17 protein-coding genes are annotated in these 19,723 nt (G+C 62.2%); 13 read left to right on the top strand and 4 right to left on the bottom strand.

Annotated features, from left to right (window positions below; all coding sequences use genetic code 11):
* The first annotated feature begins 259 nt into the window (after positions 1 to 259).
* From GT753_RS21605 to GT753_RS21595, 3 genes are read left to right on the top strand one after another with little or no spacing between them, the layout of a single operon-like run.
* Positions 260 to 1,501: an SrfA family protein gene (locus GT753_RS21605; protein WP_031300280.1), complete on the top strand. Its 1,242-nt coding sequence runs from the start codon at positions 260 to 262 to the stop codon at positions 1,499 to 1,501.
* Complete coding sequence (locus tag GT753_RS21600) at positions 1,501 to 4,446, top strand: virulence factor SrfB (protein ID WP_174242170.1); 2,946 nt, start codon at positions 1,501 to 1,503, stop codon at positions 4,444 to 4,446. Before GT753_RS21605 ends, GT753_RS21600 begins: the two co-directional genes overlap by 1 nt.
* A complete protein-coding gene (locus GT753_RS21595; RefSeq protein ID WP_160125939.1) occupies positions 4,443 to 6,632 on the top strand; it encodes a virulence factor SrfC family protein in 2,190 nt (729 codons plus the stop codon). Before GT753_RS21600 ends, GT753_RS21595 begins: the two co-directional genes overlap by 4 nt.
* 33 nt (positions 6,633 to 6,665) lie before the next feature.
* Here the strand turns inward: GT753_RS21595 and GT753_RS21590 are convergent, their stop codons facing one another.
* Positions 6,666 to 7,565, bottom strand: a complete 900-nt coding sequence (locus GT753_RS21590; RefSeq protein WP_015379354.1) for a LysR substrate-binding domain-containing protein — start codon at positions 7,563 to 7,565, stop codon at positions 6,666 to 6,668.
* A gap of 142 nt (positions 7,566 to 7,707) precedes the next feature.
* Between GT753_RS21590 and GT753_RS21585 the strand changes: the two genes are divergently transcribed.
* The 4 genes from GT753_RS21585 (at position 7,708) to GT753_RS21570 (ending at position 10,570) form a co-directional block, all read left to right on the top strand.
* A complete protein-coding gene (locus GT753_RS21585; protein ID WP_015379355.1) occupies positions 7,708 to 8,718 on the top strand; it encodes an aldo/keto reductase in 1,011 nt (336 codons plus the stop codon).
* A 55-nt stretch (positions 8,719 to 8,773) separates the two neighbouring features.
* Complete coding sequence (locus GT753_RS21580) at positions 8,774 to 9,571, top strand: SDR family NAD(P)-dependent oxidoreductase (protein WP_004930955.1); 798 nt, start codon at positions 8,774 to 8,776, stop codon at positions 9,569 to 9,571.
* Positions 9,572 to 9,607: 36 nt separating this feature from the next.
* Positions 9,608 to 10,024 carry an SRPBCC family protein gene (locus GT753_RS21575; RefSeq protein ID WP_031300306.1) on the top strand — a complete coding sequence of 139 codons (417 nt, stop codon included), beginning with the start codon at positions 9,608 to 9,610 and terminating at the stop codon, positions 10,022 to 10,024.
* Between the two features lie 126 nt (positions 10,025 to 10,150).
* The gene (locus tag GT753_RS21570) at positions 10,151 to 10,570 is read left to right on the top strand and encodes a VOC family protein (protein ID WP_004930960.1); all 420 of its coding nucleotides are present in this window, start codon (positions 10,151 to 10,153) and stop codon (positions 10,568 to 10,570) included.
* On the opposite strand, the gene GT753_RS21565 is transcribed toward GT753_RS21570, so the two are convergent.
* The gene (locus GT753_RS21565; protein ID WP_021505201.1) at positions 10,567 to 11,250 is read right to left on the bottom strand and encodes a Crp/Fnr family transcriptional regulator; all 684 of its coding nucleotides are present in this window, start codon (positions 11,248 to 11,250) and stop codon (positions 10,567 to 10,569) included. The genes GT753_RS21570 and GT753_RS21565 overlap by 4 nt on opposite strands.
* Positions 11,251 to 11,410: 160 nt before the next feature.
* Between GT753_RS21565 and GT753_RS21560 the strand changes: the two genes are divergently transcribed.
* The gene (locus tag GT753_RS21560; protein WP_015379360.1) at positions 11,411 to 12,352 is read left to right on the top strand and encodes a nucleoside hydrolase; all 942 of its coding nucleotides are present in this window, start codon (positions 11,411 to 11,413) and stop codon (positions 12,350 to 12,352) included.
* Positions 12,353 to 12,361: 9 nt separating this feature from the next.
* Positions 12,362 to 13,354 carry an adenosine deaminase gene (gene add / locus GT753_RS21555; RefSeq protein ID WP_075685651.1) on the top strand — a complete coding sequence of 331 codons (993 nt, stop codon included), beginning with the start codon at positions 12,362 to 12,364 and terminating at the stop codon, positions 13,352 to 13,354.
* Positions 13,355 to 13,382: 28 nt separating this feature from the next.
* Here add and GT753_RS21550 read toward each other — a convergent pair whose 3' ends face one another.
* On the bottom strand, positions 13,383 to 14,582 hold the full coding sequence (locus GT753_RS21550; protein WP_004930974.1) for an NAD(P)/FAD-dependent oxidoreductase: 1,200 nt from the start codon (positions 14,580 to 14,582) through the stop codon (positions 13,383 to 13,385).
* Between the two features lie 300 nt (positions 14,583 to 14,882).
* On the opposite strand from GT753_RS21550, the gene pitA reads away from it, so the two are divergent.
* A complete protein-coding gene (pitA, locus tag GT753_RS21545) occupies positions 14,883 to 16,385 on the top strand; it encodes an inorganic phosphate transporter PitA (RefSeq protein WP_015379362.1) in 1,503 nt (500 codons plus the stop codon).
* 73 nt (positions 16,386 to 16,458) lie between these two features.
* Here the strand turns inward: pitA and uspB are convergent, their stop codons facing one another.
* The gene (uspB, locus tag GT753_RS21540; RefSeq protein ID WP_004930978.1) at positions 16,459 to 16,794 is read right to left on the bottom strand and encodes a universal stress protein UspB; all 336 of its coding nucleotides are present in this window, start codon (positions 16,792 to 16,794) and stop codon (positions 16,459 to 16,461) included.
* Positions 16,795 to 17,227: 433 nt separating this feature from the next.
* Here uspB and GT753_RS21535 point away from each other — a divergent pair, with 433 nt between their 5' ends.
* From GT753_RS21535 to uspA, 3 genes are all read left to right on the top strand, one after another.
* Positions 17,228 to 18,001, top strand: coding sequence for an SDR family oxidoreductase (locus GT753_RS21535; protein ID WP_160125938.1), 774 nt, complete (start codon positions 17,228 to 17,230; stop codon positions 17,999 to 18,001).
* A gap of 104 nt (positions 18,002 to 18,105) precedes the next feature.
* Complete coding sequence (locus GT753_RS21530; RefSeq protein WP_088382002.1) at positions 18,106 to 19,014, top strand: LysR family transcriptional regulator; 909 nt, start codon at positions 18,106 to 18,108, stop codon at positions 19,012 to 19,014.
* A 267-nt stretch (positions 19,015 to 19,281) separates the two neighbouring features.
* Positions 19,282 to 19,719 (top strand): universal stress protein UspA, encoded by a 438-nt coding sequence (gene uspA, locus GT753_RS21525; RefSeq protein WP_004930988.1) that lies wholly within the window; start codon positions 19,282 to 19,284, stop codon positions 19,717 to 19,719.
* Positions 19,720 to 19,723: the final 4 nt, after the last annotated feature.

Here is a 19,723-nt window from a genome sequence, read left to right as displayed (position 1 = left end):
GGCAACCCGCGAGGCGAGGTCATAGTAAAAGAGAACATCGTTGCCCGGCGTCGCTTGCCGGGGCTGCGTTCTATTTTTCAGATAAAGCGGTTCACAGACAGGTCCAGATAGTGAAATTTTTACTGTGCCGGTTAGCAAAGCGCGCCGCTAACGCCAAAGAAGGGCGTTTTTCGGGCTGTCCTTGGCCGTTTGGCGGCCCTACCTGCAGGGTATCATGGACTTTTATGCGTTTTTGCAGAACAGGACAAGGTGCGGCGCCGTGGTGAAACCCTTCTTACGCAGTGGCAGTTTGGATGATGTGCTGGCTTTAGGCGAGAACGGGCAACCGGTCTACGCCTGCGCGCAGCAGCTGCGGGAAACCCTGCGCCTTCGCCGGCAGCAGCAGGCCGCCGACTGTCTGGCGATCCCCCAGCCGAACGAAAGCGGCACCCGCATCGACTGGTATGCGCCCTTCCCCGGCAAAGTCACCTCCTGGCTGGCGGCGAGCGATGCCCAGCGCGCGCAGGCGGTACGGCACCTGGAACACTGCCTGACGACCTTCCGCAGCCTGACGGAACAGGCCCTGGCGACCGATCACCCCAGCCATCGCCTGTTCGGCGCGCTGCTGGCCAAAGCGATGCACATACCCGACCCCAACCACGTTTACCTGGTGGACGATCGACCGGTGCTGACCTTCTGGGGCTTTATCAAGCCGCAGGCGCAGAGCCCGAACGATCCGTTGGCCTGCCTGCGCCCGATCGAAGCAGAGATGAAAGTCGAAGTGGAAAAACCGGCGCCGATCGCCGCCGCTCCGCGTAAACCGGTCGTTGTCGAACCGGTAAAACCGGCCCCGGCCGCCGAGCCCGAACCGGCGCCCGCCCCGGCAGCGCCTATCGAATCCCCTACCGCTCGCCGGCGCCACGCTCTCTGGCTGTTGCCCGTACTGTTGCTTGGCAGTGCGGCGCTGGCCGCCTGGCTGCACCGCTCACCGCCGCCGCAACCGGCGATACCGGCTGAGGTACGGCATCCAGCGCCGCCGAAAAAAACCGCCGCGCCGTTGCCCAAGCTGCGCTTGCCGCTGGCGCACGCGACGCTGATGCCACCGCCCCCGGCGCCGGCCATCCCGCAACCGCTGGACAAAAATGCGCTGGTGCTGCCGCCCGAGGCGGTGAAGGCCGGTTCCACCCGTTTCCTTAACGGCAAATGGCGCGCCACGGTGGCGCTGAAAGACCCGATTACCGGCAAGCGCCCCGGTCTGCAATACCGTCTGAACGGTGGCAAGGGCAGCGCCGTCATCGCCTACGGCGACGGCGTCAGCTGCCGGGTGGCGGTCGAAGCCGGGCTGATGCAGTCCGGCAATCTGGTGATCAACAGCCGCACCAAGGCGCGCTGCAGCGACGGCAGCCGCTACCAGATCCCGGAGATCGTCTGCCGCCAGGGCGAAACCGGCGCGGCAGAGTGCACCGGCCGCTACGATGCGGACACCACCTATCCCATGACGTTCAAGCGCGAGAGTAAATGATGCTGGCACCCCTTACGGACTACAAACACGGCATTACGCTGATCCAGGACAGCGGCATTCAGTTTCTGGACTTTGCCCTGACCCCGCGGCTGGACGCCGAGTTTCCCGGCAAATTCGTGCGCAAGACCGCCAGCGGCCCGCTGCTGCGCCTGCAATGGGAGGCCGAGAGCGGCAAATACCAGTTGCCGGCCGTGGGCGACCAGGCCGCCGAAGTGGTGCGGCCGGAGTTCAGCTACCCGCTGCAGCAGTCGCTGCGCCTGCTGGATAAGCTCTGGCTGCCGCTGCCCTTCTTGCGCCACACCCCGGCGGGCCTGTTTTTGTCGGGCCCGGACAACTGGGCGCGCCTGCAGGTGGTGCAGCTGGATGAACCGGATCAGGACGGCAACCTGCTGCGCGTGGTGCTGGCCTTCGACACTCGCGCCGCCGCGCCCGGCCAGGAGGCGCTGGCGCCGGGCGAAAGCGATCTCGGCGCCGATCTGAGCTTCGCGCTGGCGCACCGCAACCACGAGCTGGGCGAATTTCTCGATCTGACCTGGGTGGACGGCTGGCTGCGCGAGGCGTTCAGCCAGCGCGCCGCCGAGCAGGAACAGCGCGCCGAGGCGGAGATCAACGCCGGGCTGAAAACCTTCGAGTATCAGGCGCACTACCTCAACCTGCTGCACATGCTCGGCCACCAGTTGGCGGTGCCGCAGATAAAGATGGTGGCGGCAACGCTGCAGCAACCGGCGATCGACGTCGATCTGGTGCTGGACGTCGGCAACTCGCACACCTGCGGCGTGCTGGTCGAAGACCACCCGGAAGAGAGCAACGGCCTGAAGCAAACCTACGAGCTGCAGCTGCGTTCGCTGTCTGAACCGCACCGCGTCTACAACGAGCTGTTCGAGAGCCGGGTGGAGTTTTCTCAGGCCAGCTTCGGCAAGCCGCATCTGTCGTTCCAGAGCGGGCGCGACGACGCCTTCCAGTGGCCGTCCATCACCCGCGTCGGCCGCGAAGCCGCGCAGCTGGCGCAGCGGCGAACGGGCCATGAAGGCACCACCGGCATTTCCAGCCCGCGCCGCTACCTGTGGGACGAGGAGCGCTATGCGCCCGGCTGGCGCTTCAACGAGCGGCACGAGCCGATGGCCGCCGCCGCGCCGTTGACCACCCTGATCAACGACGAAGGCGTGCCGCTGTCCGCCCTGCCGACGGCGCAACGGCTGCCGGTGTTCGCCGCCCATTACAGCCGCAGCGCAGTGATGACGCTGATGCTGAGCGAGCTGCTGGCGCAGGCGCTGATGCAGATCAACAGCATCGCCCAGCGCAGCCGCATGCCGAACGCCGCCGCGCCGCGCCGTTTGCGCGCCATCATCCTGACGCTGCCTTCGGCGATGCCGAAACCGGAGCGCGAGATTTTCCGCCGCCGCATGCAGGAGGCGATCGGGCTGGTGTGGAAGGCCCTCGGCTGGCACCCGCAGGATGCGCCGTTCGACGGCGCGCACGCCCGCTTCCCGGCGCCGCAGGTGCAGATGGAGTGGGACGAGGCCACCTGCGGTCAGATGGTCTATCTGTACAACGAAACCCAGGTGAACTTCGCCGGCCGCACCGACGCCTTTTTCGCCGCCATGGCTCGACCCGACCGGCCGTTGGCGCCGGGTGAGCAGGCGGGAAAAACGCTGCGCATCGCCTCCATCGACATCGGCGGGGGCACCACGGATCTGGCGATCACGCACTATTCGCTCGACGACGGCGTGGGCAACAACATCAAAATCAACCCGCGCCTGCTGTTCCGCGAGGGCTTTAAAGTCGCCGGCGACGATATCCTGCTGGACATCATCCAGCAGTTTGTCCTGCCCGCCGTGCAGCAGGCATTCGAAACCGCCGGCGTGAGCGCCGCCCCGGCGCTGATGGACAGGCTGTTCGGCAACGAAGGGCGCATGGACGGGCTTTCCACCCTGCGTCAGCAGGCCGCGCTGCAGATCTTCATGCCCGCCGGACGCGCGCTGCTCGGCGCCTATGAAGAATACGACCCGCTGGACAACCGGGCGGAAATCGCCGCCAGCCTGGGCGATCTGCTGCCGCAGCCGCCGACGCCGCAGGTGCTGGCGTTTATCAACGGCGAAGTGCAGCGCGAAGCCGACAGCAACGCCTTCGATATCCTGCACACCCCGCTGGTGATCCGCCTGGCCGATCTGCACGCCGCCTTCTTGTCCGATCGCATCGGCATCGGCCGCTGCCTGCGCCTGCTGGCCGAGGTGGTGGCGCTGTATACCTGCGACGTACTGCTGTTGACCGGCCGCCCGGCGCGTTTTCCCGGCGTGCAGGCGCTGCTGCGCCATCTGCAGCCGCTGCCCGCCAGCCGTATTCTGCCGCTCGAGGGGTATCACACCCGCAGCTGGTACCCGTTCAACAAACGCGGCCGCATCGACAACCCAAAATCCACCGCCGCGGTGGGCGCCATGCTGTGCCTGCTGGCGATCGACCTGCGGCTGGAGAGCTTTTACTTCAACGTCGGGGATTTCCAGCCCTACTCCACCATTCGTTATCTGGGCATGCTGGACGGTAACAACATGCTGGCGGACGATAACGTCTATTACCGCGACATCGATCTGGATCGCGCCGATTTCGCGCTCGATCCCGCCGGCAGCTTCCAGCTGCGCGGCCCGCTGCGTCTGGGGTTCCGCCAATTGGACAACGAACGCTGGCCGGCCTCGCCACTCTATACGCTGACCATCAATGATGCCCAGCTGGCGCGCAAACTGGCCGGCGATGCGGTGATCAGCCTGCGGCTGGCCATCACCGCCAGCGCCGAGCAGGGCGCCGAGAGCGTCAAGATCGCGCAGGCGCTGCTGGCCGACGGCAGCCCCGTCCCGGCGCACCACCTGCAACTGAAACTCAATACCCTGGCTGCCAGCGCCTCCGGTGCGACCCACTACTGGATAGACAGCGGGAGCATTTACCCACGATGAACACACAAACCTTCGCCCCAGCGGCCCCGAATAACGCGCTCAGCGCCGGCATATTGCAGGCGATCGACTGGGTGGACGCCGCGCGCCGCCAATCCCCTCGCCTGGAGCGGGAGGCCGATCGCCTGATACAGCGTCTGCGCCGTTGCCATAACCGCGCCGCACGGTTGGAAAACACATGCCCTGCGCAGGTCGCCATCGGTTTGTATGGCCACAACGCCGCCGCCAAGGCCCATTTGCTGGCGGCGCTGGCGCCTGGCGCAAAGCGCTTCAACGCGGACCTTTCGCTCGCGGTGCGCTACTGCACGGCGGCCGAGGCGGGGCCCGCCGAGTATCCGATCGCCCTCGCCCTGCTCAATGAAGCGCAGTGGCTGGCCATCACGCTCGATGCCGCCGCGATGGGCGGCTTCCGGCTGGACTGGGACGCCCGCGCGATCGCCGGCCATCTGCAAACGTTGGCGCGCCACCGCCAAGCCATCGCCCCCGACGCCCTCAGCGACGGCGATGTGCTGGCGCTGTGGGATAGCCAACGCCGCCACGGCGACAAGGGACAACAGACGCTGGACAGGCATTTCTGGCCGCAGGCCGTGGCGCTGGCGCCGCAGCTGAGCATCGACGATCGCGCGCGCCTGTTTGCGCCGCTGTGGGGAGAGGAACCGACGCTGACGACGCATTATCGCCAGCTGGCACACACGCTGCATGCCCTCGGTGACAGCCGGCAGGTTCATGCCCCGCGCCGCGCCTTGACGCTGCTGACCGCGAGCGCCGCACCGGAAAACACGGCAATCGTCGTGATGGCCGAACACGGCGGTGAACGGGAGATCGCGCTGAGCGATCTGGTCTGGTTGACCGCCGAAGTCACCACCGTTCTGCCGCAAACCGCGCAGGCGGGCCTGCCCGCCGACGTGGCGCTGATCGACCTGCCCGGCAGCTGCGCCCGCCCGCAGGCGGAACCGACGCAGCGGCTGCAACAGGCGAAACGCGCCCATTTGCTGGCCCGCTGCGCGGACGGCCTGCACGCCAACCTGCTGCTGGTAGCCGATGCCGCCGCCACGCCGCAGGACGCCGCGCGCATCGGCCAGGCGCTCGCCGGTTGGGTCGACCACACCCAGGGGGAAACCCCGGCGCTGCGCCAGCGCCGCAAACCCGGTTTAATCTGGGCGATCACGCCGTTCGACCCACGCCAGGAAGGCAAACCGCGCCCTGACGACGCCGTTCAGCGCCAGGTCGGCGAACCCGGTGACAGCTGGGCCACACTGCTGGCGCTGGATGAGCAGGATTGCCGCCGCATGGTGAACTACCTGGCCGCACAGGCGCGCCCGGCCCACAAGCAAGCGCGCCTGCTCGAGCTGCGCGAAGAGTTGCAGCGCGAGCTGACGGAAAGCCTGCTCGGCAACTGGCTCACCGCCGCCGATCCATACGCGCCCCAGCAACGCGCCCAACAGCTGCTGCGCGCGCTGCAGGCGCAGGCCGGCCGCCACGGCGAACTGCTGGAACGATTGTTGCCCCAGCGCGATACGCTGCGCCAACTTTACCAGCAACAGCAGCACGCCGCGCCGACCCCGGCGACGCCTGCTCCGTTCGGGCTCGACATCGATCTGTTCGGCGCACCGGAAACCCCGGCGCCCGGCGAGCCCCCCACGTCACCCTTTGCCACGCGGATATTCGCGGATTGGATCAACCATCTGCGCAGCCTGCCGGACAGCCGCCGGTTGCTGGATCTGCTCGGCGTCGACAAACCGCATCTCGAACTGCTGGTTGATGCGTTGATCGGCGCCGCCTGCCGCCAGCGGCTCGATGATGAGCTGGAGCGCGCGCTGTGCGCCGGCGGCCTGCCGGAACAGGGGGAAGATCGGCAGATCAGCCAGGCGTTGGCGCTGTTGGGCGACTTCGTCGCCTGGCTCGGCTTCCAGCGGCGCGATGCGGCAACGCGCCCCGAGAGCCGCGTCAATCCCGGCCAACCGATCTTTACCCCGCCGCCGCAGCCGGCGGTGGACTGGAGCGGCCAGCAGCGGCTCACTCGGCTGGCGCCGACGCCAACCAAAAATACCGCATTTTATATCTATGACTGGCTGATCGGCCTGCAGACCCTGCTGGCGGAAAATGCCGCGCAGGCGCAGCCGGCGCTGGCAGACGAGCAACGCGCCGACCTGGCGGCGATCGTCGCCGCCCTGCGCGCTGCGCCGTAGCGGGCGCCATCCGGGCCGGACACCACCGCGCAGTCAGTGGCAGGCCGGCCCGGCCGACATCACTTCGCGGAAATGGGTGACCAGCGGGCGCAGGTTGGCCTTGTGCCACACGGCCCACAGCTGCGTGGTGTATTGCATCCAGGGCAGCTCGCGCAGCACCACGCCTTGCGGCGCGTTATGCCGCAGGCTGTGCTGGATCAGCGTCATCCCCAACCCGGCGGCGACCAGCCCCAACGCAGTCAGCGGCTCGCCCGCTTCCAGCCGAATATCCGGATCGAACCCGGCCTTCACGCAGGCCGCCACGAAGTCGTCGCGCGAATGGGCATCCTCTTTGTGGATCACCGAGATCCAGGCCTGATCGGTGAGATCCGCCGGCTGCAGCGTTTCCCTGTCCGCCAGCGGATGCGTCTGCGGCAGGGCCAGCAACATGCGATCGTCCAACACCTGCGTATAGTCCAAATCCTGATCGTCGCGATCCGGCGCCGTATTGACCAGCGCCACGTCCAGGCTGCGCTGCCGCAGCCCTTCCAGCTGCATGGAAGAAGGCTGGCTGTAAAGCACGATGTGCACATCCGGCCGGGACACCCGCAGCGACCGCAAGGCGTTCGACAAGACGCCGGAGTGCATCGCATTTTCGATATAGCCAATGCACAGCCCGCCGTCTTCCCCGCGCCCCAGACGGCGCCCAAGCGACTCGAGCCGGGTGGCGTGCGTCAACAGCGCGCGGGTTTCGGCCAGAAACGTCTGGCCGTCGGCGGTCAGGCGGATGCGCTGCTGATTGCGCTCGAACAGCATCAATCCGAGGCGCTCCTCAAGCTGGGAAATCTGCCGGCTCAGCGGTGACTGGGAAATGTGCAGCCGTTCGGCGGCGCGGCCGACGTGCTCTTCTTCCGCCACCGCCACAAAGTATTTCAACTGACGTAAATCGATCATGTGAGACCTCAAAGGACTTAACTTAGACAAATTATGTCCTATCAAGTCACAACTTGCCAAGTTATCTTTAGCCTCGTGACGGGGCAGACGCTGTATGAGCCCCACTAGTTTCCCTGAAAAGATAACGAATTGAGGATTCACCATGAGCATCAAAAATATTTTACCCGGCAAGATCGGTTTGGGCGGCGCGCCGCTCGGCAATATGTTCCGCGCCATTCCAGAAGAAGAAGCGCTGGCTACCGTAACCAGCGCCTGGGACTTGGGCATCCGCTACTTCGACACCGCACCACTTTACGGTTCCGGCCTGTCGGAAATTCGCATGGGCGAAGCGCTCTCTCAGTATCCACGCGATGAGTTCGTGCTGAGCACCAAAGTGGGCCGCATCATGCTGGACGAAATGGAAGATCCCGCCGCTCGCGATCTGGGTGAGAAAGGCGGCCTGTTCGAACACGGTTTGAAAAACAAGATCCTGAACGACTACTCGGAAGACGGCACGCTTCGCTCCATTGAACACAGCCTGAAGCGTCTTAAAACCGACCGTCTGGATATCGTCTGGATCCACGACGTCGCTCAGGATTTCTACGGCGACAGCTGGCTGGAACAGTTCAATATCGCCCGTACCGGCGCCTTCCGCGCACTGTCCCGCCTGCGTGACGAAGGCGTGATCAAAGCCTGGGGCCTCGGGGTCAACCGCGTCGAGCCTTGCGAACTGACGCTGGCGCTTGATGAGCCGAAACCGGATGCCTTCCTGCTGGCCGGCCGCTACAGCCTGCTGGATCACGAACGCGCCCTGCAACGCCTGATGCCGGAAGCGCTGGAACAGAATGTCGATATCGTCGTCGGCGGCCCATACAGCTCCGGTGTGCTGGCCGGCGGCGAACATTTCGAATATCAGAAAGCGTCCCCGGCTATTCGCCAGCAAGTCGCGAAAATCAAAGAGATCGCCGCTCGCTTCCAGGTAGACGTCAAAGCCGCTGCGCTGCAATTCGCGCTGGCTAACCCGGCCGTCGCCGCCGTGATCCCCGGTTCGAGCCGTCCTGGCCGCATGGCCGAAGATCTGGCTGCGCTGGATGCAGTGATCCCGGCTGAGTTCTGGGCGGAGATGCGCCGTCAGAAACTGGTGGCCGACAACGCGCCGCTGCCGATTCGTTAAGTTTTATGGGGCCGCACCCCGGCCCCATTACCCACATGACAGAGTGATATACATGATGAAACTGGATCTTTCAGGCAAAGTCGCCGTCGTCAGCGGCTCCACCTCCGGCATCGGTCTCGGCATCGCGCGCGGGCTTGCCAAAACGGGCGCCACCGTGGTGATCGTCGGCCGTCAGAAAGCCGGGGTCGATAACGCCATCGCCGACATCAGCGCCAACGTGCCCGGCGCGCAGGTACGCGGCGTGGTCGCCGATCTCGGCACCGAACAAGGGGCTGCAACCCTGTTCGCCGCGGAGCCTAAAGCCGACGTGCTGGTCAACAACCTCGGTATTTTCAACGATAAAGACTTCTTTACCGTGCCCGACAGCGAGTGGATGCACTTCTATAACGTCAACGTCCTCTCGGGCGTGCGTCTGGCGCGCCACTACGCGCAGAGCATGACCGAACAGGGCTGGGGACGCATTATTTTCGTGTCGTCCGAATCCGGCGTCGCCATCCCGGCGGATATGATCAACTACGGCGTGACCAAAAGCGCCAACCTGGCGGTATCTCACGGCCTGGCGAAACGCCTCGCCGGCACCGGCGTGACGGTCAACGCCATCCTGCCAGGGCCAACCTTTACCGAAGGCCTGCAGGAGATGCTGGCGGAAGCGGCGGCCAAATCCGGGCGCAGCGCGCGCGATCAGGCCGACGAGTTCGTAAAAACCGAACGCCCAAGCTCCATCATTCAACGCGCGGCGGACGTCGATGAAGTGGCCAACCTGGCCGTTTACCTTGCGTCTCCGCTGTCTTCGGCCACTACCGGCGCGGCGCTGCGCGTCGACGGCGGCGTCGTCGACACCCTGGCAATGTAATTCCGTACCCTAAACCGATATCAAGAGAGAAAGAAAATGGCTACTACATCCGTATCTATGAACATCCCGGCATCCGCCGATACCGTATGGCAACTGATCGGCGGCTTCGACGCCCTGCCTGACTGGCTGCCGTTCATTCCGAAAAGCGTCGTTTCTGAAGGCGGCCGCGTGCGCACTTTGACGACCTCTGACGGCGGCACCGTTATCGAGCGGCTGGAAGCGTTCGACAACCGTCAACGCAGCTACAGCTACTCCATTATGCAGGCGCCGTTCCCGGTAGTGAATTACCTGTCCACCCTGTCGGTACACGCCACCGACGACGCCAACGTGGCGCGCGTGGAATGGTCGGGCAGCTTCACGCCGGTCAATATCAGCGACGACGAAGCCGTCGCCCTGTTCCATGGCATCTACCAGGATGGCCTGGATGCGCTGAGCGGCAACTTCCCGCGCTAATGCGTGAACACTCCTCACGCTTACGGCCGATGGTGAAAACCATCGGCCATTTTTTTGCTTTAGCTCTGGAGCAGGATAAATCCGCCAGCGCCGTTTATGCTGTAAAGGAGACTTCCGTTTGAGGAGATGGCCGTGCGCCCTTTCAGCCTGAAGACTATCGACCATGTGGTGCTGCGCGTGCGCGATATGCAGAAAAGCCTGCATTTTTATACCCGGATCGTCGGCTGTGATATCGCCAAACAGCGGCCGGATTTGGGGCTGATGCACCTGCGCGCCGGAGCGGCCATGATCGATCTGGTGGATATTAACGGCGTGTTGGGGAAAAAAGGCGGCACGGCGCCCGATCCTCACCGGCAAAATGTCGATCACATCTGCCTGCGCATCGATCCTTTCAACGAGGACGAGCTGTTGGCCTATCTGCGATCGCAGGGGATCGGCGTTGATCCCGCCGAATCGCGCTATGGCGCTGAAGGCGACGGCCCGTCCATTTATTTCAGCGATCCGGACGGCAATCGCGTGGAATTGAAGGGGCCGGCGATCGGCTAGATCCTGGCGCTCCCGTTGATGTCGGACAGCCGTTGGCGATCCGTCACCCGCAGTGATTTGTTTTTAAATTGAATGATGCCGTCCGCCGCGAGCTGCGCCAGCGCGCGGCTCAGCTGTCTGACGGAGATGCCCAATCTCGCCGCCAGCGCCTCCCGGTTTTCCAGCTCAATCAATTCCCCTTCGTTCTTTATCTTGAATAATAAAAATTTTCGCAGTTTATACTCCGCCGTAAAAACGCCGTTCGCATGCAGCAAAGAGGCATTCAGCAGCTTATTGCTCAATTGCCGGCAGATAAAGGTGAGGAACGCCGGGTCGCTCAGGGCGTGATTGTTGATGGCCTCTATCGGTGCCGCGAGGAGCAGCGCGTCGGTCACCGCCTGCACGGTGCTGAACAGCGTGCGCTGCGCCTGGGAGAACAGCTCCAGATCGCCAATCACCGAGAAATCCGTTTCGAAGGAAAAGACAATGTGCGCGCCATTCACATCAAAATTCTCAACCTGCAATTTTCCCTGCACGAGAAAAAACAGGTGGGTCAAACGATCGCTTTGCGTCACCAGGTATTCGCCGGCTTCGACGCTGACCAGGCGCAGTGCGGCGAGCAGCGTGGGCGAAAGCGCCGTTCGCAGATCGTGAGCGTCGATAAAAGCTTCTTTTAGCTTGCTGTCACCGACCGTTTTCAAGGCGATTCACTCCCAGGGCTCATCCTTAAACGTCTTACATCCTCGCTTTCGACTGCGTTCAGCATAGCCGACGCGCTTCAGAACGAAAAAGGACATCTGACCTTTTTTGCCTTAGGTCGTCTGGGTACTTTCTCCGCATAGCCCACCCGAGGAGATGGCCATGCGACATATTTTGATAGATACCGATACTGCTTCCGACGATGCCGTCGCGCTGCTGATGGCGTTGCGCGCACCCGACGTGAAGGTGGAAGCGATCACCACCGTCGCGGGAAACTGCCCGCTTGAACAGTGCGTCAAAAATGCACTTATCTGCGTGGAAAAAGCGGGAACCTATGCGCCCCCGGTTTATGCCGGCATGGCGAAACCGCTTTTGCGAACGCGTTATCATTCGCACCATATTCACGGCGAAGACGGCATGGGCGACATGGCCTTGCCCGATCCGCGCCAGAGCGCCGAACCCGTTCATGCCGTGGACGCCATCATCGACTGCGCCGCACGGCTCAATGGCGAGCTGGAAATCGTCACCCTCGGGCCGTTGACCAATCTCGCGATGGCGGTGCTGAAAGCGCCCACGCTGGCCGAAAAAGTGAAGAGGGTTTATGTGATGGGCGGTTCCGGGCTGATGCCCGGCAATATCACCCCGCTGGCCGAATTTAATTTTTACGCCGATGCCGAGGCCGCGCATCTGGTGCTCACTGCCGGGCTGCCGCTCACCCTCGTTGGCTGGGAGATCGGCATGGGGGAAGCATTTATCAACGAACGCGATATAGAGCGATTGAATAATCTCGGCGAACTGGGGCGCTTTGCCGTGCGCTGCAATCGCACGCTGATGGCGTTCAACGCCATGCGCACCGAACGTAAAGGCTTTGATTTGCCCGATCCGACCACCATGGCGGTGGCGCTCTATCCGGACATCGTCGAAACCAGTCTGGAGGCGTATTCCTGGGTTGAATATAAAAGTGAAAGGTCTTACGGCCATTACGTCATCGATTCCACCCACCTGACCGGCGAACCGGCCAATGCGTGCGTGATCACCCGCATCAAACCCGGCCTGTTTAAAGAAAAACTGTTTTCGTTGTTATCTCAGCCGTTAATGAAATAAGTGGCCCGTATGAAATTCGATCCAAGAAAATTGAAGAAAGTGGAATTACACGTCCATTTGGATACCTGTTTAAGCTACCACTATGTCAAAAAGGTCGACCCGCAAATAACCAGAGCGGCATTTAATCGGCAATTTATCGCGCCGAAGCGATGCGCCGATCTGGGGAACTTTTTAAGCAAGATAGCGCCGCAAATAGATCTATTACAGACACGCCAGGCGATAACGCTGGCCGTCGGGGACTTATTCGCGCAGTTGGCGGCGGATAATGTCATCTATGCCGAGCTGCGCTTCGCGCCGCTGCTGCATACCCGGCTGGGATTAACCGGCGAAGCGGTGGTCGAGACGGTGCTGGCGGCCATGCATCACGCATCACGGGCTTACGGCATCGCCGCCGGGCTGATCCTGTGTACGCTGCGACATTTCGACGCGGCCGCCAGCCTGCAAACGGCGAAACTGGTTATCGATTATCAGGGAAGCGGCGTGGTGGCGCTGGATTTGGCCGCCGATGAAGCGCGTTACCCGCTGACCCACCATGTGGCGGCCTTTCGCGCCGTGCGAGCAGCCGGCGGCAACGTCATCGCCCACGCCGGTGAGGCGAAGGGCGCCGACAGCGTACGGGAAACGCTGGAGCAGCTACAGGTGTCGCGCATCGGCCACGGCGTCAGAAGCATCGAGGATGCTGCCCTTATCGAGCGTCTGATAGCCACCGGCGTCCTGCTCGAGATCTGCCCCAGCTGCAATCTCGTCTGCAATCTGTTCGACAGCATCGACGATCATCCGATAGATCGGCTGAAAAGGATGGGAGTGCGGCTGAACGTGAATACCGATGCGCGCACCGTCGCCGACACCACGCTGAACAAGGAGTACCAGCTGTTGCATGACGCCTTCGGCTGGCAGGATGACGATTTTAACCGCAGCAACCGACAGGCGCTGGAGGCGAGTTTTCTCGACGGCAACACTAAAATGAAATTAATGAATCAGCTCAAGGCCGGGCCAATGTGACCCGGCACATGTCAAGGCTGCGCGGGTTTTAACGCCCCTGCGCCGCCAGCGCCTGGGCGCAGGCCCAGGCCGAACTCCAGGCCCACTGGAAGTTGTAGCCACCCAGCCACCCGGTCACGTCCACCACTTCGCCGATGAAATAGAGCCCCGGCACCTTGTGGGCCTCCATCGTCTTGGAAGAAAGTTCGTTGGTGTCAACGCCGCCGAGCGTCACTTCCGCCGTGCGGTAGCCTTCGGTGCCGTTCGGCTGCACGCGCCAGTTCTGCAACAGATCCACCAGCGCCGCTTGTTGCGGCGCATTCAGCTGCTTCAGCGTCGCCTCCGGCAGTTGTCCCAGGGTCTGCAAGCACTCCACCAGCCGCTTCGGCAAATGCAGCGCCAGAGTGTTTTTCAGGCTTTGGTTCGGGTGCTCTTGGCGTTGGTTATCCAGGAAGCCCGCCAGATCCAGCTCAGGAAGTAAGTTAACGCTCACATACTCACCCGGTTGCCAGTAGCTGGACAGCTGCAATACCGCCGGGCCGGAGAGACCGCGATGGGTAAACAGGATGCTTTCACGGAAGCTGACGCCGTTCTCGGCGGTGATCACCGCCGGCACCGACACGCCGGACAGCGCCTGCACATGCTCCAGCAGCGGCTTATGCAGGGTAAAAGGCACCAGCCCGGCGCGCGTCGGCAGCACCCTGAGGCCGAACTGCTCCGCCAGTTTGTAACCGAACGGCGAGGCGCCCAACCCCGGCATGGATAATCCGCCGCTGGCCACCACGAGTGAGCGAGCACTTACTTTTTCGCCATTGAGCGCCAGCTGGTAGCCGTTCTCGGTTTTCTCCACGCCCAGCACTTCGCTGCGCAGGCGCATCGTCACCTGACCCAGCTCGCACTCTTTGACCAGCAGATCCACCACCTGCTGCGCCGAGTCGTCGCAGAACAGCTGCCCCAGCGTTTTTTCATGGTAGGCGATGCCGTAGCGGTTGATCAGATCGATGAAGTCCCACTGGGTGTAGCGCGCCAGCGCCGACTTGCAGAAGTGCGGGTTGTTCGACAGATAGGCCGCCGGTTCGGCGTACATGTTGGTAAAGTTGCAGCGCCCGCCGCCGGACATCAGGATCTTGCGGCCCGGTTTTTTGCCGTTGTCGAGCAGCAACACGCGGCAACCGAGTTGCCCCGCCTGCGCGGCGCAAAACATGCCGGCGGCACCCGCCCCAATCACTACGACATCAAACTGTTCCACCTGAGCCTCACTTATCAAAACCACAATCGCGACAAAAGAGCGCCATATTACGCCGTTTCGCCGCCGGTCACCGCCAAATTCACGGCGGCAGATTGTAAAGCCCCGGCGCCGCCAACGCCACAGTAAGAAAATATTACAGAGGTCAGAGGAGAATAACGCGTTGATATTCAATATTTTTGTTATAGGCGCGTCATCGTTTCGTCATGTCCAAATCAAAAAAACGTCATATTTTCCTTTTCCCCGGCCCCGGTTGTCACTGATAATGCGCGGCGTTCATGTCCACAAACTGGCGTAACGCTTATGCTGCATTTGTTCGCTGGCCTGGATTTCCATACCGGCCTGATGTTAATTCTCGCATTGTTGTTCGTGTTGTTTTATGAAGCCATCAACGGTTTTCATGATACGGCCAATGCGGTCGCTACAGTTATTTATACCCGCGCCATGCGCTCGCAACTTGCGGTCGTGATGGCAGGTTTGTTCAACTTTCTTGGCGTAATGCTCGGCGGTTTGAGTGTTGCTTACGCCATCGTCCACTTGCTGCCTACCGATCTGTTGTTGAACGTCAGTTCAGCACACGGATTAGCCATGGTCTTCTCCATGCTGTTGGCGGCAATCATCTGGAACCTCGGCACCTGGTATTTCGGTCTGCCGGCCTCCAGTTCCCATACGCTGATAGGCGCAATCATCGGTGTCGGTTTAACCAACGCCCTGATGACCCACACTTCGGTGGTGGATGCGCTTAACGTCCCGAAAATGATTGGCATTTTCCTTTCTCTGCTGTTCTCGCCGCTGGTCGGCATGATGGTGGCGGGAGTGATGGTGTTCGCCTTGCGCCGCTATTGGAGTGGCACCAAGAAACGCCAGCGTATCCACATGACCCCTGCGGAACGTGAAAAGGTCGACGGCAAACGCAAGCCGCCGTTCTGGACCCGTATCGCGCTGATCCTGTCGGCGATTGGCGTCAGCTTCTCGCACGGCGCCAACGACGGCCAGAAAGGCATCGGCCTTATCATGCTGGTGTTGATCGGCGTTGCGCCGGCCGGCTTCGTGGTCAATATGAATGCAACCGGTTATGACATCACCCGTACGCGTGACGCCGTGACCCACCTGCAGCAATATTACCAGCAGCACGGCGACGCGCTGTCGCATGCGGTGTCGCTGACGCCGCTGGTGCCAAGCCCGGATGACGAAGCTGCGTCTGGCAAACCGGCCGAGTTCCACTGTGACAGTTCGCGCGCCATGCCGGCGATCGAGCTGGCTCAGGGCATGTTGACCAACCTGCAAAGCTACGATCAGCTGACGGTTGACCAGCGCAGCCACCTGCGCCGCCTGCTGATGTGCGTGACCGACACGGCGGATAAAGTCGCCAAGCTGCCGGAAACCTCATCCGCCGACCAGCGCTTCCTGAAGAACCTGCGTCAGGATCTGCTGCAGACCGTCGAGTACGCGCCGATGTGGATCATCGTCGCCGTCGCGCTGGCGCTGTCGCTCGGCACCATGGTGGGCTGGAAACGCGTGGCCACCACCATCGGCGAGAAGATCGGCAAGAAAGGCATGACCTACGCCCAGGGCGTATCGGCCCAGATGACCGCGGCGCTGTCGATCGGCGTGGCGAGCTATACCGGCATGCCGGTCTCCACCACCCACGTCCTCTCTTCGGCGGTTGCCGGGACGATGATCGTGGACGGCGGCGGCGTGCAGAGCAAAACCGTGAAGAACATCCTGTTGGCCTGGGTACTGACCCTGCCAATCTCGATTCTGCTTTCCGGTGCGCTGTATTGGATTGCGTTGAAGCTGATCTAAGCGATAAGCATCATGAGGAAGGCGGCCGCAGGGCCGCCTTTTTTTTGCCTGCATCAAGGGAAACAGAAAGGCATTAATACCAAATCATCATCGCTATCAGGCAGATGACCACCAGGCCGCACAGGGCCGAGGTCAGCATAAACTGCCCGCGCACCCGCTCACAGCGGCGAATAAACTCCGGATCGTGGTGTTCGACATAGCGCTGCGCAAAGATATAGCGCACCAGCCTCAGCTGCTTGCTGGGTTGGCCGTGGGCGGTGAAGAAGCCGCCGCCGTCGACGTATTGGTACAGCAACGGGTCACAGCCGCGCAATACCACCAGCAACGCGCGCAGAGAAGAGTAATACCGCACCATGTTTACCACACACACCACACATAAGGCCCAAAACAGCGCGACGGTACTGATCATGATTACCCCCTCAAGGCGTTGTTATCCGCGGCCATCCGCCGGGTCCAACCGCCCTACCTCATTACCCGATACTCTGCTGGAGCTTACCGCTCTCATCCCCTTTTTTTGCCTGCACGAGCCACGCCCATAACCCACCGCCTCCAAAGACGTTGCCGCGCCGCACAGAGAGATTTGCACGGCATGGTTCTACTCAGAGGAGAAATGGTGAGGCCCATATCCATCATTGTAGGTTAATGGAACGCAAACTGGCCTGAGCAGTGGATAAAATTTACCGCCCTGTACCGAAAAGTCACCTGCCGGGGCGTTATAAGCGATAACCGTCCGTTTCGATTATGTCGCTTTTCTGGATAGTCTATCCCGCGCCACGCCGCTGATCTTTCCCCCCACGCTGGCTAGACTCAGGTTTCCGTTACGCTCATCCAAGGAAACTGTTATGGTAAACCATTCAATCAAGGGAAAAACCGTCCTCATCGCCGGCGGCGCCAAAAACCTCGGCGGACTGATCGCGCGCGATTTGGCTGAACAAGGCGCCAAAGCGGTGGTGATCCACTACAACAGCGCCGCTTCCAAAGCCGAAGCGGAGAAAACCGTCGCCGCCATTCAGGCCGCCGGGACGCAAGGTGTCGCGCTGCAGGCCGATCTGACCACCGCAGGCGCGGTCGAGAAGCTGTTCGCCGATGCGGTCGCCGCCGTCGGCAAGCCGGATATCGCCATCAATACCGTCGGCAAGGTGCTGAAAAAGCCGCTGATCGACATCAGCGAAGCCGAGTACGACGAGATGACGGCGGTCAACGCCAAAACCGCGTTCTTCTTCCTGAAAGAAGCGGGTAAGCACCTTAACGACAACGGCAAAATCTGCACGCTGGTCACCTCGCTGCTCGGCGCCTTCACGCCGTTCTACGCCGCTTATGCCGGCACCAAGGCGCCGGTGGAGCACTTCACCCGCGCCGCCGCCAAGGAGTTCGGCGAGCGCGGTATCTCCGTGACGGCGGTCGGCCCCGGCCCGATGGATACCCCGTTCTTCTACCCGGCAGAGGGTGCGGACGCCGTGGCCTACCACAAGACGGCGGCGGCGCTGTCGCCATTCAGCCAAACCGGCCTGACCGATATCGAAGACGTGGTGCCGTTCATCCGCCATCTGGTCAGCGACGGCTGGTGGATAACCGGCCAAACCATCCTGATCAACGGCGGCTACACCACCAAATAAACCCGGCGGGGGCACCTATCGCCCCCGCACCTGCTCGCGCGCAACCGCGCCATGCGGCTACACTCTCTGTCAGAAACGGCGCCAAGGAACAGCAGGTCAACGAGATGGACAGATTCAATCAATACCGCGTATTCGTGCAGGTGGCGGAGATGGGCAGCTTTATCCGGGCGGCCCATGCGCTGGAGGTGCCGCGCGCCTCGGTGTCCGCCGCCGTTCAGCAACTGGAAACGCAGCTGGGCGTGCGCCTGCTGCACCGCACCACACGGCAAGTGCGGCTGACCGCCGACGGCGAACAGCTGCTCGAACGGCTGCGCCCGCTGCTGGCCGAGGTGGAGGATATCGATCAGTCGTTTCAGGCCAGCCAACGGCAGGCCTCCGGGCGGCTCAGCGTCGATGTGCCGAGCCGCATCGCCCGTCGGCTGATCGCGCCGGCGCTGCCCAGCCTGCTGCGGCGCCACCCTCATCTGCAGCTGGTGCTCGGCTCCGCCGATCGCGCCATCGATCTGGTGCAGGAGGGGGTCGACTGCGCGGTGCGCGTCGGCGATCTGCACGACAGCAGCCTGGTGATGCGCCCGCTCGGCCATATCGCGCTGATCAACTGCGCCAGCCCCGCCTACCTGAGCGAATTCGGTCATCCGCTCCACCCCGGCGATCTTGCCGAGGGGCACTGGAGCATCGGCTACGCCTCGCCCAGGACCGGCCGCGAATCCCCCTGGGAATACCTGACCGGCGACGGCCATACGCAACGGCTCGAACTGCCCAGCCGGGTGGTAGTCAACAACGCCGAAAGCTATATCGCCTGCTGCCTCGCCGGGCTGGGGCTGATGCAAATCCCGCGCTACGACGTGCAACACCTGCTCGACGCCGGTGAACTGGTGGAAGTCCTGCCCGGTTACCGCGCCACCTCCATGCCGATCGCCCTGATCTACCCCCATCGCCGCCAGCGCTCAAGGCGCCTGGCGGTGTTTCATGAGTGGTTTGAAAGCCTGCTGCAGCCGCATCTGGAGCGCTGATTGCACATTTAGCGCTATACTTTGTTTAATAACGCTTATAATTCAAGCGGTCAGACCGTTAAAACCCGCATACCCCATAGGCTTTTACGCCACGCGGGTGTACAACAAAAGGTATCGTGCGCAGAGATTTTCGATGCGGCGCAGTGTGATCGCCCCAACATATCATTGCGTTATCCGAATGATACTATGGAACCAACAGCGCCAGGCGGGTACACGGAACGCCTGCTAACCCTTTTTAATCGGCATGTTTATGGAAGGAGTATTCTTATGGCTTACAAACACATATTGATCGCGGTAGACCTATCCCCGGAAAGCAAGATCCTGGTAGAAAAAGCCGTCTCTATGGCGCGGCCGTATAACGCCAAAGTTTCTCTGATCCACGTCGATGTCAACTATTCCGACCTCTATACCGGCCTTATCGACGTCAATCTCGGCGACATGCAAAAACGGATCTCTGAAGAAACCCATCAGGCGCTGACCGAGCTGTCGCAAAACGCCGGCTACCCGATCACTGAGACCCTGAGCGGCAGCGGCGATCTGGCGCAGGTGCTGGTGGACGCCATCAAGAAATACGATATGGACCTGGTGCTGTGCGGCCACCACCAGGACTTCTGGAGCAAGCTGATGTCTTCCGCGCGCCAGCTGATCAATACCGTGCACATCGATATGCTGATCGTGCCGCTGCGCGATGAAGAAGACGAATAAAGTA

The sequence above is a fragment of the Serratia sp. Z4 genome (assembly GCF_009900725.1).
Taxonomy (GTDB): Bacteria; Pseudomonadota; Gammaproteobacteria; order Enterobacterales; family Enterobacteriaceae; genus Serratia; species Serratia nematodiphila.
This window is presented reverse-complemented; position numbering and strand designations above follow the sequence as displayed.

Coding starts and splice junctions, on each gene's coding strand:
- GT753_RS21600 (WP_174242170.1), top strand. CDS start 1,501: ATGCTGGCACCCCTTACGGACTACAAACACGGCATTACGCTGATCCAG.
- GT753_RS21595 (WP_160125939.1), top strand. CDS start 4,443: ATGAACACACAAACCTTCGCCCCAGCGGCCCCGAATAACGCGCTCAGC.
- GT753_RS21590 (WP_015379354.1), bottom strand. CDS start 7,565: ATGATCGATTTACGTCAGTTGAAATACTTTGTGGCGGTGGCGGAAGAA.
- GT753_RS21585 (WP_015379355.1), top strand. CDS start 7,708: ATGAGCATCAAAAATATTTTACCCGGCAAGATCGGTTTGGGCGGCGCG.
- GT753_RS21580 (WP_004930955.1), top strand. CDS start 8,774: ATGAAACTGGATCTTTCAGGCAAAGTCGCCGTCGTCAGCGGCTCCACC.
- GT753_RS21575 (WP_031300306.1), top strand. CDS start 9,608: ATGGCTACTACATCCGTATCTATGAACATCCCGGCATCCGCCGATACC.
- GT753_RS21570 (WP_004930960.1), top strand. CDS start 10,151: ATGGCCGTGCGCCCTTTCAGCCTGAAGACTATCGACCATGTGGTGCTG.
- GT753_RS21560 (WP_015379360.1), top strand. CDS start 11,411: ATGCGACATATTTTGATAGATACCGATACTGCTTCCGACGATGCCGTC.
- add (WP_075685651.1), top strand. CDS start 12,362: ATGAAATTCGATCCAAGAAAATTGAAGAAAGTGGAATTACACGTCCAT.
- pitA (WP_015379362.1), top strand. CDS start 14,883: ATGCTGCATTTGTTCGCTGGCCTGGATTTCCATACCGGCCTGATGTTA.
- uspB (WP_004930978.1), bottom strand. CDS start 16,794: ATGATCAGTACCGTCGCGCTGTTTTGGGCCTTATGTGTGGTGTGTGTG.
- GT753_RS21535 (WP_160125938.1), top strand. CDS start 17,228: ATGGTAAACCATTCAATCAAGGGAAAAACCGTCCTCATCGCCGGCGGC.
- GT753_RS21530 (WP_088382002.1), top strand. CDS start 18,106: ATGGACAGATTCAATCAATACCGCGTATTCGTGCAGGTGGCGGAGATG.
- uspA (WP_004930988.1), top strand. CDS start 19,282: ATGGCTTACAAACACATATTGATCGCGGTAGACCTATCCCCGGAAAGC.